The organism is Vibrio phycocola (genome assembly GCF_053850235.1).
Map to the genome: position 1 here is coordinate 91,690 of NZ_JBSQDJ010000019.1, position 19,190 is coordinate 110,879.

Annotated in this window: 17 protein-coding genes; 8 read left to right on the plus strand and 9 right to left on the minus strand. The window is 42.1% G+C overall.

The features are described 5' to 3' along the window. Window positions 1-54: 54 nt before the first annotated feature. Complete coding sequence (gene glmS / locus ACWU4D_RS18085) at window positions 55-1,887, minus strand: glutamine--fructose-6-phosphate transaminase (isomerizing) (protein WP_456052845.1); 1,833 nt, start codon at window positions 1,885-1,887, stop codon at window positions 55-57. A gap of 55 nt (window positions 1,888-1,942) precedes the next feature. Beyond that, on the minus strand, window positions 1,943-2,707 hold the full coding sequence (locus tag ACWU4D_RS18090; RefSeq protein ID WP_456052846.1) for a DeoR/GlpR family DNA-binding transcription regulator: 765 nt from the start codon (window positions 2,705-2,707) through the stop codon (window positions 1,943-1,945). A 423-nt stretch (window positions 2,708-3,130) separates the two neighbouring features. Between ACWU4D_RS18090 and pykF the strand changes: the two genes are divergently transcribed. Next, on the plus strand, window positions 3,131-4,561 hold the full coding sequence (gene pykF / locus ACWU4D_RS18095; RefSeq protein ID WP_456052847.1) for a pyruvate kinase PykF: 1,431 nt from the start codon (window positions 3,131-3,133) through the stop codon (window positions 4,559-4,561). Between the two features lie 389 nt (window positions 4,562-4,950). Here the strand turns inward: pykF and ACWU4D_RS18100 are convergent, their stop codons facing one another. Both ACWU4D_RS18100 and ACWU4D_RS18105 read right to left on the minus strand, forming a co-directional pair. Further along, window positions 4,951-5,643, minus strand: coding sequence for an SIMPL domain-containing protein (locus ACWU4D_RS18100; protein WP_456052848.1), 693 nt, complete (start codon window positions 5,641-5,643; stop codon window positions 4,951-4,953). 111 nt (window positions 5,644-5,754) lie between these two features. Then, the gene (locus tag ACWU4D_RS18105) at window positions 5,755-6,651 is read right to left on the minus strand and encodes a LysR family transcriptional regulator ArgP (protein WP_456052876.1); all 897 of its coding nucleotides are present in this window, start codon (window positions 6,649-6,651) and stop codon (window positions 5,755-5,757) included. A gap of 101 nt (window positions 6,652-6,752) precedes the next feature. Between ACWU4D_RS18105 and ACWU4D_RS18110 the strand changes: the two genes are divergently transcribed. After that, complete coding sequence (locus ACWU4D_RS18110) at window positions 6,753-7,373, plus strand: LysE/ArgO family amino acid transporter (RefSeq protein ID WP_456052849.1); 621 nt, start codon at window positions 6,753-6,755, stop codon at window positions 7,371-7,373. Between the two features lie 104 nt (window positions 7,374-7,477). Here the strand turns inward: ACWU4D_RS18110 and mscS are convergent, their stop codons facing one another. The 5 genes from mscS to tkt form a co-directional block, all read right to left on the minus strand. Beyond that, window positions 7,478-8,347, minus strand: a complete 870-nt coding sequence (mscS, locus tag ACWU4D_RS18115) for a small-conductance mechanosensitive channel MscS (RefSeq protein WP_456052850.1) — start codon at window positions 8,345-8,347, stop codon at window positions 7,478-7,480. A gap of 222 nt (window positions 8,348-8,569) precedes the next feature. Further along, entirely contained in the window at window positions 8,570-9,646 is a 1,077-nt protein-coding gene (fbaA, locus tag ACWU4D_RS18120) for a class II fructose-bisphosphate aldolase (protein WP_456052851.1), read from the minus strand. Window positions 9,647-9,799: 153 nt separating this feature from the next. Then, window positions 9,800-10,963, minus strand: coding sequence for a phosphoglycerate kinase (locus ACWU4D_RS18125; RefSeq protein WP_456052852.1), 1,164 nt, complete (start codon window positions 10,961-10,963; stop codon window positions 9,800-9,802). 157 nt (window positions 10,964-11,120) lie between these two features. After that, the gene (epd, locus tag ACWU4D_RS18130; protein ID WP_456052853.1) at window positions 11,121-12,146 is read right to left on the minus strand and encodes an erythrose-4-phosphate dehydrogenase; all 1,026 of its coding nucleotides are present in this window, start codon (window positions 12,144-12,146) and stop codon (window positions 11,121-11,123) included. A 144-nt stretch (window positions 12,147-12,290) separates the two neighbouring features. Next, on the minus strand, window positions 12,291-14,291 hold the full coding sequence (gene tkt / locus ACWU4D_RS18135) for a transketolase (protein ID WP_456052854.1): 2,001 nt from the start codon (window positions 14,289-14,291) through the stop codon (window positions 12,291-12,293). Between the two features lie 306 nt (window positions 14,292-14,597). Between tkt and metK the strand changes: the two genes are divergently transcribed. The 6 genes from metK to ruvX all read left to right on the plus strand — a co-directional run bounded on the left by metK (window position 14,598) and on the right by ruvX (window position 19,189). Continuing rightward, a complete protein-coding gene (gene metK, locus ACWU4D_RS18140) occupies window positions 14,598-15,752 on the plus strand; it encodes a methionine adenosyltransferase (protein ID WP_456052855.1) in 1,155 nt (384 codons plus the stop codon). A 90-nt stretch (window positions 15,753-15,842) separates the two neighbouring features. Continuing rightward, a complete protein-coding gene (locus tag ACWU4D_RS18145) occupies window positions 15,843-16,343 on the plus strand; it encodes a SprT family zinc-dependent metalloprotease (protein ID WP_456052856.1) in 501 nt (166 codons plus the stop codon). Between the two features lie 119 nt (window positions 16,344-16,462). Then, window positions 16,463-17,194 carry a 16S rRNA (uracil(1498)-N(3))-methyltransferase gene (rsmE, locus tag ACWU4D_RS18150; RefSeq protein ID WP_456052857.1) on the plus strand — a complete coding sequence of 244 codons (732 nt, stop codon included), beginning with the start codon at window positions 16,463-16,465 and terminating at the stop codon, window positions 17,192-17,194. Between the two features lie 14 nt (window positions 17,195-17,208). Then, window positions 17,209-18,159, plus strand: a complete 951-nt coding sequence (gene gshB / locus ACWU4D_RS18155) for a glutathione synthase (protein WP_456052858.1) — start codon at window positions 17,209-17,211, stop codon at window positions 18,157-18,159. Between the two features lie 27 nt (window positions 18,160-18,186). Next, window positions 18,187-18,750 (plus strand): YqgE/AlgH family protein, encoded by a 564-nt coding sequence (locus ACWU4D_RS18160; protein ID WP_456052859.1) that lies wholly within the window; start codon window positions 18,187-18,189, stop codon window positions 18,748-18,750. Window positions 18,751-18,766: 16 nt separating this feature from the next. After that, window positions 18,767-19,189, plus strand: coding sequence for a Holliday junction resolvase RuvX (gene ruvX, locus ACWU4D_RS18165; RefSeq protein WP_456052860.1), 423 nt, complete (start codon window positions 18,767-18,769; stop codon window positions 19,187-19,189). Window position 19,190 lies beyond the last annotated feature (1 nt).

Consider the following 19,190-nt stretch of genomic DNA (forward strand, 5'->3'; position numbering starts at 1 on the left):
TTGGTATGGAACTTTATTACTCTCCTACAAAATTTCACATCAAACGATGCTGAATTATTCCACCGTCACTGCTTTTGCGAGGTTACGAGGTTGGTCCACATCGGTACCTTTAATTAAAGCAACATGGTAGGCCAAAAGCTGTGTTGGGACAGTGTAGAAAATTGGGGCGACAATTTCGCTTACTTGAGGCATTTTAATCACCTTCATATTCTCATCGCCTTCAAAGCCCGCTTGCTCGCCTGCGAAAACGTATAGTAAGCCACCGCGAGCTCGTACTTCTTCCACGTTCGACTTAAGTTTTTCTAACAAATCGTTAGTAGGTGCAATCACAACAACAGGCATGTCAGCATCAATTAAAGCCAAAGGCCCGTGTTTTAATTCACCAGCAGCATAGGCTTCAGCGTGAATGTATGAAATTTCTTTCATTTTCAGTGCTGCTTCCATCGCGATTGGGTAATACTCGCCGCGACCAAGGAACATGGCATGTTGCTTATCGGCAAAGTCTTCGGCTAGCGCTTCAATCTCTTTATCAAACGAGAGTGCACTTTCCATATAAACCGGCAAGCTATGGATTTCTTTTACAATTTCGGCTTCTTTAGCCTGATCAATACGTCCTTGATGTTTACCAATTGCAGTCACCAACATCAGCATTGCAGTAAGCTGAGTGGTAAAGGCTTTTGTTGAGGCAACACCGATTTCCGTTCCTGCTCGGGTCATAAATGCAATGTCCGATTCACGAACCATTGAAGAGCCAGAGACGTTACAGATCGTCATTGCCGACATGTAACCTTTCTCTTTTGCGATGCGAAGTGCTGCCAGTGTATCCGCGGTTTCTCCCGACTGAGACAAGGTAATCAACAAGCTATTTGGACGAACAACAAAGTTGCGATAGCGGAATTCAGAGGCAATTTCTACATCACAGCTTACGCCAGCAAGACTTTCAAACCAGTAGCGAGCGGCCATTCCAGAATTATACGATGTACCACAAGCAATGATCTGAACATGCTCAACTTTACTTAAGATCTCAACCGCATTAATACCGATACTTTCTGTAATCACGGAATCTTTCGTCACTCGACCTTCCATCACATTCTTCATGGATGTTGGCTGCTCGAAGATCTCTTTTTGCATAAAGTGACGGTAACCGGCTTTTGTACCTGCATCGAGTTCAACCGTTGATTCAATAATTTCTCGCTCAACAGGGTTTCCAGATACATCGAGAACCTTAACGTCACGACGTGTAATTTCAGCCACATCGCCTTCTTCTAAATAAGAGAAACGACGCGTCACATTCAATAGTGCTAACTGGTCTGACGCAAGAAAGTTTTCACCAACACCATAACCAATAACAATTGGGCTACCAGAGCGAGCAACCACAATACGCTCAGGATCGTTTCTATCCACAATAACCGTTCCGTAAGCGCCTTCTAACTGCGCGGCAGTTTTATGCAGTGCTTCAATTAAAGTCTCGGAAGTGCGGTATTCCCACTCGACTAAATGAGCAATAACTTCGGTATCGGTTTCTGAAGTAAATACATATCCTCGTGCTTTGAGAGTTTCTCGTAACACTTCGTAGTTTTCAATAATGCCATTATGAACCACCGCAATGTCGCCGGAAATATGAGGGTGAGCATTGATTTCAGAAGGTTCACCATGGGTCGCCCAACGTGTATGAGCAATACCGGTTCCACCAATAACATTGGCTTCATTGACCGCATCGGCCAACTCTTGTACTTTCCCCAAACGGCGTACACGAGTGAGTTCACAATTGGTATCAACCACAGCGATTCCCGCAGAATCATATCCGCGATACTCAAGACGACGTAAACCTTCAACTAAAATCTCAGCGACATCACGCTGTGCCACTGCACCAACGATCCCACACATAATTAATACCTCTTATTATTTGGTGTTACATTACCCAACCTGATCGGATAACGCATTAATCTGCTCGAATCACACGGACATCGAATGACTCTATTGTTTGTACTTGTGCATCAGTTAACCGATTATCGGTCACTAATACGTCAATTATTTCCCAACCAAGCTCGAGGTTGGGTATCTTGCGGCCTATTTTGTCGGATTCAGCCATGACGATGACTTCTCTTGCTACATTCGCCATCACTTTACTTAAACCCACTAATTCATTGAATGTGACTGTGCCACGATCTAAATCAATGCCATCACAGCCAATAAAAAGTTGGTCAAAATCATAAGAACGTAATACCGACTCAGCGACCTGACCTTGAAATGAGTCTGAATGAGGATCCCACGTTCCACCGGTCATCAGTAGAATAGGTTCATTTTCTAATTCATTCAGTGCATTGGCCACATAGAGAGAGTTGGTCATAACGACCAAGCCTTGCTTTTCACTCAGCTGTGGAATCAATGCACCGGTTGTCGTACCGCTGTCGATCACCAGTCTATTATGATCACGAATGAGTTCTGCTGCAGCGACGGCCAGTGATAACTTTCGATTCGAAACTTTTTTTATAGTTTGTTCAGAAATGATGTCTTTTGGTAATGCCACCGCACCGCCATAACGACGTAGTAACAACCCACTCTTATCGAGAGTCGATAAGTCCTTTCTGATAGTGACTTCCGATGTTTCAAATTGACTTGATAGCTCTTCTACGCTTACCTCTCCCTTTTGATTTACTAGGGAGACAATCGTATGACGACGAGCTTGAGTGTTTCGTTTCGACATTTAAAACTCTAGATTTGGTTTCGTTTCAAAAGAAATAATAGTTCAGTCGAAATGTTTTATCTATTTATTTCAATAAAAAAAATAATTATTGATGCAAAAACCTTGTCCTAAGACAAGTCTTAAACAGTGATATTACTCTCATTAGGTGTTAGAATTGGCCCGCCTTACGAAAGTAAATTACAGAATTGAATGATAACTTACTTAGAATTAGCCAAAAATTTCCAATATCACGGGCTATAATGTAAAAACCGAGGCAGAAACTGGTTTTTATGTAGTTATAAAATGACCGAATTGTTGAACGACTTTCAGCACTAAAGTGAGTGTAAATATTATCTCGTAATGCAAAATGCTTGTTACGACAAACCGCACTTTAGGGCATCAAATAAATTAAAATTGAATAAAATTTACCGGAGACAACCTTTCATGAAAACGAACACAACCGTAAAGAAGACTAAAATTGTATGTACAATTGGTCCTAAAACTGAATCAGTAGAAAAACTAGGCCAACTTGTTAACGCTGGCATGAACGTTATGCGCTTGAACTTCTCACACGGTGACTTTGAAGAACATGGAACTCGTATCAAAAACTTCCGTGAAGTAATGGGAAATGTTGGCAAACAGTTAGCAATCCTTCTCGATACTAAAGGACCAGAAATCCGTACTATCAAGCTTGAAGGCGGAAATGATGTTGATCTCGTTGCAGGTCAAGAATTTACTTTTACGACTGATACTTCAGTTGTTGGTAATAAAGATGTTGTTGCTGTTACTTACCCTGGTTTCGCAAAAGACCTTTCAGCAGGAAACACCATCCTTGTTGATGATGGTTTGATTGAAATGGAAGTTACCGCGACAACTGATAGCGAAGTTAAATGTAAAGTATTGAACAACGGCCCACTTGGCGAAAACAAAGGTGTAAACCTTCCTGGTGTTTCTGTTCAGCTTCCTGCACTTTCTGAAAAAGATAAAGCTGACCTTAAGTTTGGTTGTGAGCAAGGTGTTGACTTTGTTGCAGCTTCTTTCATCCGTAAAGAAGAAGACGTTAAAGAAATCCGTGAGCTTCTTAATGCTCACGGTGGTGAAAACATCCACATCATTTCTAAAATTGAAAACCAAGAAGGCGTTGATAACTTCGATGCGATTCTAGAAGCGTCTGACGGTATCATGGTTGCTCGTGGTGACCTTGGTGTTGAAATCCCTGCAGAAGAAGTAATTTTCGCTCAGAAGATGATGATCGAAAAATGTAACCGTGCACGTAAAGTGGTTATCACTGCAACTCAAATGCTTGACTCAATGATCAGCAACCCACGTCCAACTCGTGCAGAAGCGGGTGATGTTGCAAACGCAATCATGGATGGTACTGATGCTGTTATGCTTTCTGGTGAAACTGCGAAAGGTAAATACCCAGTTGAAGCTGTGACAATCATGGCTCAAATTGCAAACCGTACAGATAGCGCTCTTAAAGCTGAGCTAGGTTCTCGTTTAGATAGCCCACGCCTACGCATCACTGAAGCAGTATGTAAAGGTGCTGTAGACACAGCTGAAAAACTAGCGGCACCACTCATCATTGTTGCAACTAAAGGTGGTAAATCTGCACGTTCAGTACGTAAGTACTTCCCAACAGCAAGCATCATTGCACTAACAACCAACCCTAAAACGGCTGCTCAACTTGTTTTGACTAAAGGCGTTCGTCCAGTTCTTGTTGACTCTATCGATAACACTGATGAGTTCTACAAAAACGGTAAGAGCTACGCTTTAGAAGCTGGTTTTGGTAAGAAAGGCGATATCGTTGTTATGGTATCTGGCGCACTCGTTGCCTCAGGAACAACCAACACAGCATCTGTACACGTACTTTAATTACAACAGAGCTTAAACAAAAAATCGGAGCCTAGGGCTCCGATTTTTTTTATTCTCTACTTTGTATTACCAACCAAAAAACTCTTTATTATGAGTGTTTAGCAGTAATACCAAAGGCAAAAAATAAAGTGCACTTAACTTAACGCCTAATATGGCTAAACAGCCAATGGTTAATCTAACCAAAAAATGAGTCATACCCACTACCTCAACCCACATCACGAAGCTAGCAGTACTTTACTTACGTTATAACTGACAAAAAGTAGAGCTAACATCCATTATTGGGATACTTGCTTGACACTTATATCAGTATAATACTTTTGTGATAATGCTCAAGAATTAATCAACATTAAACTAAGGTCGTATATCTTTTGGTTAGGAAATAAAAACCATTACTTCAATTCATAGATGACGTTCACGTTGTCTTTGATGACAATATTGGTGTCTTGATAATCTTTAAAGACGTTACTTTGCTCCAACGACATCGAACGCATCAAACCTGGAGAATGTGGAGCTTGTGGCGATTGGTAATTGATTTCCCAAATGTCACCCAACTCGCGACCAAATCCTTCTGCGAGTAATTTGGCATTGCTTTTCGCATCCGCGATTGCAGCTTGCGTTGCTTTCAAACGATAAGTCTCTCTATCTTTTACTTTCAGTTCAATACGATTAACGCTGGTTACCCCTTGTTCTAGCGCCACGTCCAAGTAAAGGTTCAATTTGGAAATATCATCGACATCAACCGTAATTTTTCTTACCGCTTTATAACCAATCAAATCTGGTTGGCCATTCTTTGGGTAGTAATATTGTGGTGATAGAAAAAGGTTAGAACTCGAAATTTTCTCTGTTGACTCACCGTGTTCCACAAGCTTTTCTATATACGCTTTCACGATGTCATCGACAGCACTTTTAGCTTGTTCCGCATTCAAATTTGATTGCTCGACTTGCACATTAAACAGTGCAGAGTCCGGAGCGACAGACACCTCTCCAATTCCTGTGGTTGCGATATGAGCTGCTTTGAGCTCTGCAGCAGAAAGAGCTCCCGAGGTAAATAGTGTCATCGCAATAAAAACGGCTTTAATCATGTATCAATCTCCAAGATTGTAATTGCATCCCAGTAGAATATTAGATTAGCTCACTACAGAGCGTTCACTTTTAGAAGTAAAAATCACACAACCTTGACGATACACCTCCTTTTACCGGATTAAATTTGACTTGCTATATTCCAGAATAGCTTGAGTTAATTGTTTCAATACGCCAGTTTCTAACTGCCAATGGTGCCAATATATATAGTTCGTATGAGTCAACGAAGGCATAATTTCAATCAAGAGCCCCTGCTCTAATGCATCTTCGATTTGTATTCTAGGAATCAAACAACTTGCCGCCCCGCATAAGGCAAACTTAACAAACGCTTCTGAGCTGGCGACATAATGTTGGTGCAGCTGTCGTGGGTTAACCTGAAAGTGCTTCACTAGGAAATCGACATGCATGGTATCGTATTGGTTAAATTTAACGATTGGCGCGAGAGATAATGTTTCCCGATTTACCCCAGATGCAAAATAACGCTGATAATAATTGGGTGTACAAACACATAGATACTCCATTTTCCCCAAATACTCGGAAGTACAACCGGCTAATGGCTCTGGGTAGATACTGATACTCCCCGCGACTTCCCCATTTTTCAACTTATCAAGGGCCTTTGATTCTAAATCGGTTTGAATGGTTAATTCGATGTGTTGCGATAATAGTAACTCCGAAAGAGCAGGAAGAAGCCAAGTTGCCAAGCTATCAGAATTCGCGGCAATAGCGATTGATACTGGCGCTTGTGTAGCTTGGTTCAATAGCTCAGGAACAAGCTCTTGTTCCAGCATTTGAACCTTGCGATACAACTCAACGAGCTTGCTGCCTACCGCCGTTAAAGACAACGGAGTTGCTCTAATTAATACAGGTTGCGAGACAAATTTTTCGAGCTGTTTAATCCGTTGCGATACAGCAGATTGGGTAATGTTGAGTTGTTCAGCCGCTCGTTCAAAACTGCCATAACTCATTACCGCTTCTAATGCTTCTATCCATTTATAGTCGAGCCCACGCATTATAAGAATCTCTAATGTAATATTAAAATCATTAATTTCTTTAATCATAAAGATAACGTTAAGCTACGCGTCAATCAACGACCAAATTTATCGAGAACAAAATGAACATCTGGGTTTTACTTCAAGGGCTAACATTAGGGTTAGGAATGATCATTCCTATTGGTGCTCAAAATGCTTATGTATTAAACCAAGGAATCAAACGCCAGCACTATCTAACTACCGCCTTCACATGTGGATTGATGGATTTTACCTTCATCTGCATTGGTATATTTGGTGGTGGTGCATTACTCACATCGTCGCCATTATTGCTCGAGATAGTCACAATTTCTGGCATTCTATTCCTATCTGTTTATGGTCTATTGTCATTTCGCAGCATGTTCTCGCGAGCCCATAGACAAGAGCCCTTGGAAGCCAGTACCGATCAAACAAAAAAACGAATTACGGTTGTATTGGGAGCATTGGCAGTTTCAGTACTAAACCCACACGTTTATATTGATACCATTGTCATTTTAGGTTCGTTGGGTGGGAAGTTTGAGGGCATCGATCGTATGTCATTTGCTATTGGAACAATCATCGCATCTTTCTCGTGGTTCTTTTTACTGGCGACAGCAGCATCAAAATTATCTACAACGCTTTCCAAGCCCAAAGTCCAAATGAGCATCGATTTTTTGGTTGGTACGATAATGCTCTATATCGCATTCACACTTTGGCTCTCGCTATAAAACCTTTGTTAAGGTTAGTCAATACAATGAAAAAACGAAGGAAAAGAACCTAAAAAAAGCGGCCAATTGGCCGCTTTTTGAATTGAGTAGGATGGAAGTATTCTTTACCCTACTTTATTCAGGTTAACATCCATTTGTGGGAATGGAATTTCGATTCCTTCTTTATCCAAGCCTTCTTTCATCGCTTGCAACAAATCAAAATACACCGCCCAATAGTCTTCTGTTTTCACCCAAGGGCGAGCAACAAAATTCACTGAAGAATCGGCAAGTTCAACAACACCAACAGTCACACCTGGCTCTTTCAATACTCGACTATCAGCCTCGATGATTTTTGTAATGAGTTCTTTAGATTTCTGTAAGTCAGCACTATAAGAAACACCAATAGTAAAATCGATACGACGAGTGGCATGGTGAGAATAATTGACAATTGGTCCCCCGATAACACCGCCATTTGGTACAACAATCATCTTGTTATCTGGCGTTTTCAACACAGTTTGAAAAATCTGAATTGAAGATACTGAACCAGCAACACCGCCAATTTCAACATAATCGCCTGACTTGAATGGGCGAAATGCAACGATTAACACACCCGCAGCAAAGTTAGATAACGAACCTTGTAGCGCTAAACCAACCGCTAAACCTGCCGCACCAATAACCGCAACAACAGATGCCGTTTGAACCCCAACTCGGCCTAATGCCGCAATTAAGACAATAACGAATAGAAGGTAACGAACCAAGGCCGAAACAAAATCAACAACCGCTTGATCCATTTCACGCTTAGCCAGCAACTTACCAATGCTTCTCGCGATCGCTTTAACAATAATGTTACCAATAAACAGAATCAAAATAGCAGAAATAATATTCACACCATATTGAATCAAAAGATCTGAGTTATTGGTTAACCAAGTTTCTAATCGAGAAATACTCTCGGTTACATCTGATACATCTGGCACAATTTTGTCTTCAGTTGCCATATAGCCTTACCCTTACATTGAAATTGAACAAATTTACGCGAATAAAATACTCTAACAGAGCAGGTTAAATCTAGCCTTTATATCCGAAATTCACAATTTAGTAGCATTTACTCTAAATAGAACAATATTTAAGACAAAAAACCTTATCATTCACTTACGAATTCGCAAAAAAAAAACCGCTCCAAAGAGCGGTTTATTAAACTTGATTTAACCTAGGACGAATTATAGTACGTCTACTGAGTTTAGATCTGCAAATGCTTTTTCAAGACGAGTAACCATTGAAGTTTGACCAGCACGTAACCATACGCGAGGATCGTAGTACTTCTTATTTGGCGCATCATCACCAGTAGGGTTACCAATTTGACCTTGAAGGAAGTCGTGGTTCTTCTCTTCGTAAGAACGGATACCATCCCAACATGCCCACTGAGTATCAGTATCGATGTTCATTTTGATAACACCATAGCCGATTGACTCTTGGATTTCAGCTTCAGTTGAACCTGAACCGCCGTGGAATACAAAGTTTAGAGCGTTTGGTGCAATACCAAATTTCTCTGCACAGTATGCTTGAGAGTCACGTAGGATAGTTGGAGTAAGAACAACGTTACCAGGCTTATATACACCGTGTACGTTACCGAAAGAAGCTGCGATAGTGAAACGTGGGCTAACCGCGTTTAGTTTTTCGTATGCGTATGCAACATCTTCAGGAGAAGTATATAGCTCAGATGCGTCCATGTCAGAGTTATCAACACCATCTTCTTCACCACCAGTACAACCTAGTTCAATCTCGATTGTCATGTCCATTTTAGCCATGCGAGCTAGATATTTAGCACAAGTGTCGATGTTTTCTTCTAAAGATTCTTCAGAAAGGTCTAACATGTGTGAAGAGAAAAGAGGCTTACCAGTTTGTGCGAAGAACTCTTCACCCGCGTCTAGTAGTCCGTCGATCCAAGGAAGAAGTTTCTTAGCAGCATGGTCAGTATGAAGAATAACTGGAACGCCATAAGCTTCAGCAACTGCATGAACGTATTTTGCTCCTGCAATACCACCAAGGATAGCTGCACCTTGACCTTCAAGTTTTACGCCTTTACCTGCGAAGAAAGAAGCACCGCCGTTAGAAAATTGAACGATAACAGGAGATTTAACTTTTGCTGCTGCTTCTAGTACCGCGTTTACTGAATCTGTACCGATACAGTTCACTGCTGGTAATGCGAAGCCATTCTCTTTCGCTACTTCAAATACTTTCTGTACATCATCACCAGAAATTACGCCCGGTTTTACAAAATCAAATATCTTAGACATGGATTAAATCCTATTGTTTTCTGTCGTTTTAAAAATAAAACAGTTAAGTTTAAATTCTTGCAAACGTTTGCTCACACCCAGCGTCATTCTAGCAAAGAAAACAACGTGCTGCAGCAAACAACAAAGCGGGGTTTCTCCCCGCTTTTGTAATAATTATGCTTTTGCTCTTTCTTCTAACATTGCAACTGCTGGTAGAACTTTGCCTTCAACAAACTCAAGGAAAGCACCGCCACCGGTAGAGATGTAAGAAACATCAGCTTTGATACCGAACTTATCGATAGCAGCTAAAGTGTCACCACCACCTGCAACAGAGAAGCCTTCAGAATCAGCAATTGCTTTAGAAATACCTGCTGTACCCGCTTCAAAGTTCTTGAATTCGAATACGCCAACTGGGCCGTTCCAAAGGATTGTTTTTGCATTGCCGATAATTTCAGCAAGTGCTGCAGTTGAATCAGGGCCAAGGTCGAAGATCATGTCGTCGTCTTGAACATCAGAAACGTTTTTAATTTCAGCTTCAGCGTTCTCATCGAATGCTTTTGCACATGCAACGTCAGTTGCAACAGGGATAGAGCACTCTTTCATTAGCTTTTGAGCCGTTTCAACTAGGTCAGCTTCGTACAAAGACTTACCGACGTTGTGGCCTTCAGCTGCGATGAAGGTGTTTGCAATGCCGCCACCAACAACAAGTTGGTCAGCAATTTTAGATAAAGACTCAAGAACGGTTAGCTTAGTAGAAACTTTAGAACCACCAACAATTGCAACCAATGGACGGGCTGGGTTGTCCATCGCTTTGCCTAATGCTTCAAGTTCTGCCGCAAGAAGAGGACCAGCACATGCAACTGGAGCGTGAGTACCTACACCGTGAGTAGACGCTTGAGCACGGTGAGCCGTACCAAATGCGTCCATAACAAAGATGTCACACAATGCAGCATACTTCTTAGAAAGCGCTTCTTCGTTCTTCTTCTCGCCCTTGTTGAAACGAACGTTTTCTAGAACAACCAACTCACCAGCATTTAGTTCAAGACCTTCAAGGTAGTCTTTCGCTAGTGTAACTGGGCAATCAAGTGCATCATTTAGATAGTTAACAACAGGAGCCAAAGAGAACTCTTCTGCATATTCACCTTCAGTTGGACGACCTAAGTGAGACGTAACCATTACTTTTGCACCAGCTTCAAGACAAAGTTTGATAGTCGGTAGCGAAGCAAGAATACGAGCATCAGAAGTTACTTTGCCTTCTTTAACAGGTACGTTTAAATCAGCACGGATAAATACACGTTTACCTGCTAAATCCAGGTCAGTCATCTTGATTACAGACATTGTTTGTCCTCTCAAATTGTTATAAAGATTAAAGTTCTTAACTCGGCGGCCCTGCCGAATCTACAAATATCAAAATGGTAATAATTTTCTAAGGGGCATTATAATTTATTTTACCATGTAAAATAAATAAATTTTCCGTCCCCGATCAATAAACTTACTAATGCGCGGTGTGCATTGCCAATGCCGTATCCAACATTCGGTTGGCAAATCCCCACTCGTTATCACACCAAACGAGCATCTTAACTAACTGCCCATTACTCACTCTCGTCTGTGATCCATCAACGATCGCACTGTGTGGATCATGGTTAAAGTCGATGGAAACAAGTGGCGCTTCAGTATAGTCAACAATGTCACGTAATGTACACCGTGAAGCCTCCACGATGGTTTGATTTACGTCATTAACTTTTACATTTGTGTTAATTGTGACACTTAAATCCATTGCAGTAACATTAACTGTTGGGACGCGAACTGAGATAGCTTCGAATTTATTAGAGAACTTAGGGAATATTCGTTCGATACCTTTATGCAATTTTGTATCGACTGGAATGATAGATTGACTCGCCGCTCGAGTTCGACGCAAATCACCATGGTAAGCATCAATGACCTGTTGATCATTCATCGAAGAGTGAATCGTAGTAATGGTTCCTGAGTCAATGCCGAATGCCTCATCGAGCACTTTAATAATAGGCACAATACAATTGGTTGTGCATGATCCATTTGAGACGATTAAGTCGTTGGCTTTAAGTGACTGATGGTTAACGCCATAAATCACAGTATTATCCAAATCAGCAGAGCCCGGATTAGAGAAGAGTACTTTTTTTGCTCCTGCGGCTAAGTGGCCTAACCCATCATCACGATTTCCATAAACTCCAGTACAATCAAGAACGATGTCAACATCAAGGTCTCGCCACGGAAGCAACTCGACTTCGCCTAAATGTAGAATTCTAATTTCATCTACAGAATCATCACGGTTATGGATAAATAGGTGCTCTTGACTGTGTGTCACTGAATGTGAAAAACGTCCGTGCGTACTATCGTATTGCAACAAGTGAGCCATGGCATCAGCCTGTGCTAACTCATTCACAGCAACAATTTTGATGTGTTGATTCTTTCCACTTTCATAAACAGCACGCAGCACGTTTCGGCCTATACGGCCAAATCCATTGATCGCGATTTTGAGCATCAACCTTTACTCCTACCCATTCTATTTGTCGCAATATTAACCGATAGCGTGTCAAATAACAGCCCGCGACTTCATTTAAATTTGCAATAAAAAAGCCGAGCAAGAGCTCGGCTTTCGACGAAGAGTGCAAATAAAATCTTGCGATTATTTTGCTAATACTTCTTTTGCTTTTTTCACTACATTTTCAGTCGTGAAACCAAACATTTTGAAGAGTTCTCCAGCTGGTGCAGACTCACCAAACGTAGTCATACCAACTATTGCACCACCAAAACCAACATACTTGTACCAGAAATCTGCGATTCCAGCTTCAACAGCAACACGAGCTGTTACTGCAGCAGGAAGAACCGATTCTTGATAAGCCGCATCTTGTTTGTCGAATAAGTCTGTCGCTGGCATAGAAACAACGCGAACCGACTTACCTTCGGCTGTTAATTCAGCAGCGGCAGCTACAGCAAGCTCGACTTCTGAACCTGTCGCAATCAAGATTAGCTCAGGTGCGCCTTCACAATCTTTCAGGATGTAGCCACCTTTTGCGATATTAGCCACTTGTGCTGCATCACGATCTTGCTGAGCAAGGTTTTGACGCGAGAAAATAAGAGACGTAGGACCATCTTTACGTTCAATCGCATATTTCCACGCAACCGCTGACTCGACTTGGTCACATGGGCGCCAAGTACTCATATTTGGAGTCAAACGTAACGAAGCAACTTGTTCTACAGGTTGGTGCGTTGGACCATCTTCACCAAGACCAATTGAGTCATGAGTGTAAACTTGAATGTTTTGAATCTTCATAAGTGCAGCCATGCGCATTGCATTGCGTGCGTATTCCATAAACATCAAGAAGGTTGCACCGTAAGGAACAAACCCACCGTGAAGTGCCATACCATTCATGATCGCAGTCATACCAAATTCACGAACACCATAATGAATATAGTTACCTGAAGCATCATCAGCTGTAACCGCTTTTGAGCCAGACCACATAGTTAGGTTCGATGGTGCTAAGTCAGCTGAGCCACCCATAAATTCAGGAAGCATCTTACCAAACGCTTCTAATACATTTTGAGACGCTTTACGCGATGCGATGTTCGCAGGATTAGCTTGTAAATCAGCAATAATAGCTTGAGCTTTTTCTTCCCAGTCAGCTGGAAGTTCGTTGTTTACACGACGAGTAAACTCTGCTGCAAGTTCTGGATACGCTGATTGGTAAGCGGAAAATTTCGCTTCCCATTTAGCTTGTTTTGCTGCGCCAGATTCTTTCGCATCCCATTGAGCATAAATATCAGCAGGAATTTCGAATGGACCATACTCCCAGCCAAGCTCTTTGCGAGTAGCCGCGATTTCATCAGCACCTAGTGGAGCACCGTGACAATCATGAGTGCCAGCTTTATTTGGTGAACCGAAACCAATCGTGGTTTTAGTACAAATTAGAGTTGGACGGGATGAGTCTGCTTTTGCAGCTTCGATCGCCGCATTGATTGCTTCTGCGTTGTGACCATCGACCGCTGGAATAACATGCCAACCGTATGCTTCAAAACGCTTAGGAGTATCATCGCTAAACCAACCTTCAACATGACCATCGATAGAAATACCGTTGTCATCCCAGAAAGCAATCAGTTTGCCCAGACCTAATGTCCCAGCAAGAGAACAAGCTTCATGTGAAATACCTTCCATCAAACAACCATCGCCCATAAATGCGTAGGTAAAGTGGTCGACGATGTCATGGCCTTCTTGGTTAAACTGAGCCGCCAACGCTTTTTCTGCCAGTGCCATACCAACAGCGTTAGTGATTCCTTGACCTAGAGGTCCAGTCGTTGTTTCAATGCCAGGTGCATAACCATATTCAGGGTGACCTGGTGTTTTAGAGTGCAATTGACGGAAGTTTTTCAAATCATCAATAGAAAGGTCATAACCAGAAAGGTGAAGAAGCGAATAAATTAGCATAGAGCCATGACCATTTGATAACACAAAACGGTCGCGATCAGCCCAATTTGGATTCTGTGGGTTATGATTTAAGTGGCCACGCCACAACACTTCGGCGATATCAGCCATGCCCATAGGGGCCCCAGGGTGGCCAGAGTTAGCTTGTTGTACACCATCCATGCTTAGAGCACGAATTGCATTAGCAAGATGTTTTTGAGAGGACATGTCAGCTCCTAAATCCTTAGCGAAGTCAAATTAATTAGCGGCGATATTGTCGCAGAGCCCATTAAGCCGTGCAAACGATTTACCACCCAAATAGTGCAATAGCTCAGCATTTTCTGTGAACCTTGTGACCAATATGTACAAATTTAACAATCTGTCAAACTGTGTCTCGAAAAGACGCTGATAAAATTGTTCATAATTTACTCAAAAAAATTAAATAGACGTCTAGATGTAAATACTCCTATAATGTATTTATATACCAATAAGCAGGCGATTGACTTGCTTTTAAATAAGTAGAACGGAGCGCTCATGACTAAGCACCTATTTACTTCTGAATCGGTTTCAGAAGGACATCCAGATAAAATTGCCGATCAAATCTCTGATGCGGTATTAGATGCCATCTTAGAACAAGACCCGAAAGCTCGCGTAGCTTGTGAAACTTATGTAAAAACCGGAATGGTCATGGTTGGTGGTGAAGTTACAACCTCAGCATGGGTTGATATCGAGCAAATTACTCGTGATACCGTAAAAGAAATTGGCTATACCGGTTCGGAAATGGGCTTTGATGCTGAGTCATGCGCCGTGCTTAATACCATTGGTAAGCAATCGCCAGACATCAATCAAGGCGTTGATAAATCCGACCCTAAAGAGCAAGGTGCTGGTGACCAAGGTATTATGTTTGGTTATGCAACCAATGAAACTGAAGTATTGATGCCAGCCCCGATTACTTACTCACATCGCCTGGTTCAACGCCAAGCAGAAGTACGTAAAAATGGCACACTACCTTGGTTACGTCCTGATGCGAAGTCTCAAGTAACGTTTCAGTACGATCAAGGCAAAATTGTCGGAATAGATGCCGTCGTTCTTTCTACTCAACATTGCGATACCATCTCTACACCAGATCTTCGTGAAGCTGTAATGGAAGAGATCATCAAGCCAGTTTTACCTGCCGAATGGTTAAGTAAAGACACCAACTTCTTCATTAACCCGACAGGTCGTTTTGTTATTGGCGGTCCAATGGGTGACTGTGGATTAACTGGACGCAAAATCATCGTAGATACTTATGGTGGTGCTGCTCGTCACGGTGGTGGGGCTTTCTCTGGTAAAGATCCATCAAAAGTTGACCGCAGTGCTGCTTATGCTGCGCGTTATGTTGCTAAAAATATTGTTGCTGCGGGTATGGCTGATCGTTGTGAAATTCAACTTTCTTACGCCATCGGTGTTGCGGATCCTACATCAATTATGATTGAAACCTTCGGCACCGAGAAAGTCGCCCAAGAGATCATTGTTGAAGCAGTACGTCAGAACTTTGATCTTCGCCCATACGGTTTACAAGAAATGCTGAACTTACTGCAACCAATGTACAAAAAAACAGCAGCTTACGGACACTTTGGTCGCGACGAATTCCCTTGGGAAGCAACCAACAAAGTTGATGTTCTAAAAGATTTCGCTGGTATCAAGTAAAACCAAGTTGATAATTGCAATTTCAAGCCCTCGGATTCGAGGGCTTTTTTTGTTATAACAGTGATAGATATTTATAACTCATAGGTTTTCATGCTCTCAGCCGCCGTCACCCAACAAGCCGAGCAAAAAATTCAATCTTGCATTAAACAGGCTAATCACTATTTTTCTGAGAACTACACCACGCCAACTCTCTCTTTAAAGCTACGTGGTAAATGCGCTGGCAAGGCCTATCTAGAACTTTGGGAAGTAAGATTAAACCCCATTTTATTCCATGAAAACCAAAACGAATTTTTAAACCAAGTGATTCCCCACGAAATTGCTCATTTAATTGCTTTTAAACGCTATGGACGAGTTCGCCCTCATGGAAAAGAGTGGAAGGCCATCATGTGGGACGTATTTCAACTTGAGCCTACAACCACTCACCGTTTTAATGTATCGTCTGTGCAAGGAAAGCGTTACTCCTATCATTGCGGCTGTCAATCACACGACCTGACAATTCGACGCCATAATAAAATCGTCCGAGGCCAAGCCAACTACCTGTGTGTTCGATGCCAGCAAGAGTTGCAGTTTACCGGAGTAACCCAAGAATAGGGTGAGACAATTAGATAGCGCTAATTGTTTATTTTGCCCTTGTAATTCAACAACAGTAGTCCCATTTATCAATCTATATACACGCTCTAATTCATAGACCTCTAAGTCAGGAAAGTTTCATGCGAATCCCACGAATTTATCATCCAAGCTTGATTGATTCTCAGCAGCAAGTCTCGCTCAGCGACGATGCGGTCGGTCACATCGGTCGTGTGTTACGAATGGGGGTTGGTCAAGCCATTACTCTATTCGATGGAAGTGGACGCGAATTCAATGCTAGCCTTGTTGAAGTAAGCAAGAAGTCGATCATTGCTCAAATTGAACAGATCAACGAACGCAATGTCGAATCACCGTTAGACTTACACTTGGGTCAGGTCATTTCTCGTGGTGATAAAATGGACTTTACCATTCAAAAAGCGGTCGAACTCGGCGTGAACACTATAACCCCATTGTTGTCAGAACGTTGTGGCGTCAAGCTTGATCAAAAACGTTTTGACAAGAAACGTCAGCAATGGGAAAAAATTATTATTGGTGCGTGCGAACAATGTGGGCGTAATTCAGTGCCACAGATTCGCCCTATTATGTCGCTTGAAGATTGGTGCTCAGAAACCACAGAAGCATTAAAACTCAATCTTCATCCACGAGCACAATACTCAATTAATACGCTTCCGCAACCGGTTAACAAAGTAAGATTATTGGTTGGCCCGGAAGGAGGCTTGTCAGACACAGAAATAGCAATGACGCGAAATTATCACTTTGAAGAGACGCTGCTCGGCCCACGAGTATTACGTACCGAAACAGCGGCGCTTACTGCCATCACTGCACTTCAAGTTCGTTTTGGCGATCTTGGATAACTGGAGAACACATCATGATTAAAATTGGTATCGTAATGGATCCTATTGAATCCATTAACATTAAAAAAGACTCTTCATTTGCAATGATGCTTGAAGCACAACGCCGTGGCTACGAAATCCATTATATGAAAATGGACGATCTTCACTTAGAACAGGGGATCGCCCTTGCGGATACTCAAGTCATCACGGTTAAAAACGATCCTCAATCATGGTTTGAGGCTGAGGAACAAAAAACAATTGAGTTGTCAGATCTTGATGCGGTTTTAATGCGTAAAGATCCTCCATTTGATACTGAATATATATACGCGACTTACATTTTAGAGCGCGCAGAAATCGCCGGTACATTAATTGTCAACAAACCTCAAAGCTTGCGTGACTGCAATGAAAAGCTCTTCACCGCCTGGTTCCCTGAATTAACGCCAACAACGGTTGTCACTCGTAAAGCAGAAACCCTCAAAGCATTCAGAGAAAAACACGGTGACGTTATTCTAAAACCACTAGATGGTATGGGTGGTGCGTCCATTTTCCGAGTAAAAAAAGACGATCCGAATGTATCGGTTATCATCGAAACCCTAACTAACCATGGTAACAATTACTGCATGGCGCAGACATTTGTACCTGATATCTCTAATGGGGATAAAAGAATTTTGGTTGTTGATGGCGAGCCAATGCCATATTGCTTGGCTCGTATTCCTGCAAAAGGTGAAACTCGTGGTAACTTAGCTGCCGGTGGTCGTGGTGAAGCTCGGCCATTAAGTGAGACCGATATCGCCATCGCAAAAGCGGTGGGGCCGACATTGAAAGAAAAAGGACTGATTTTTGTTGGACTTGATGTGATTGGCGATAAGCTGACGGAAATTAATGTCACCAGTCCAACATGTATCGTAGAAATTGAAGCTGCTTTTGATGTTTCAATTACTGGAAAGCTTATGGATGCCATTGAACGTCGATTAGACCTCAACTAATTAGAACGAATACAAAGAGAGACCATCATGAACCTAACCAATCATTTTCTCGTGGCCATGCCGAGTTTAGAAGACTCATTCTTCAAACGCAGTGTGATTTACGTATGCGAGCATAATGAGGAAGGTGCAATGGGGATAATGATCAACGCCCCTATCGACATCTCCATCGGTGGCATGCTCAAGCAGGTCGAGGTCACTCCTTTGTATCCAATGGAATATGAGTCAAATCTCGAGAAACCAGTTCTCAATGGTGGCCCTGTTGCCGAAGATCGAGGTTTTGTTCTCCATCGTCCTAATAGTCATTATAATTCAAGCCTAAAAATGACCGAAGATATCGCGGTAACGACCTCTCAAGATATACTCGCCGTCTTAGGCACCAAAGCCGAACCAAGTGACTACGTCGTAGCACTTGGTTACGCTGGTTGGGAAGCGGGGCAACTTGAGCAAGAACTCTCTCAAAATTCATGGCTTACCATTGAAGCCGATCCCGAGCTAATTTACTCAACCCCCATGCATGAAAAATGGAATCATGCGATTAAGACGTTGGGAATAGAACCTGCTCAATTATCGGTGCTTGCTGGACACGCTTAAAACTACAGGAATAATAATGTCACGAACAATCATGGCTTTTGATTACGGAACCAAAAGTATCGGCAGCGCCATTGGTCAAGATATTACGGGGACCGCTTCACCGTTAAAAGCCTTCAAAGCTAACGATGGCATTCCAAATTGGGATGATATTGAGAAACAAATTAAAGAGTGGCAACCCAATTTAATCGTGGTTGGATTACCGACCGATCTGCATGGCAAAGATCTCGAAACCATTGCACCACGAGCAAAAAAGTTCGCTAATCGTTTATTTGGCCGCTTTGGCGTAAAAGTAGAACTGCACGATGAACGCCTTTCCACCACCTCAGCTCGAGAAGAATTATTTCAACTCGGAGGCTATAAAGCTCTGAGCAAAGGAAATGTTGATTGCCAATCTGCTGTCATTATTTTAGAAAGTTGGTTTGAAGCGCAATGGGGGTAAC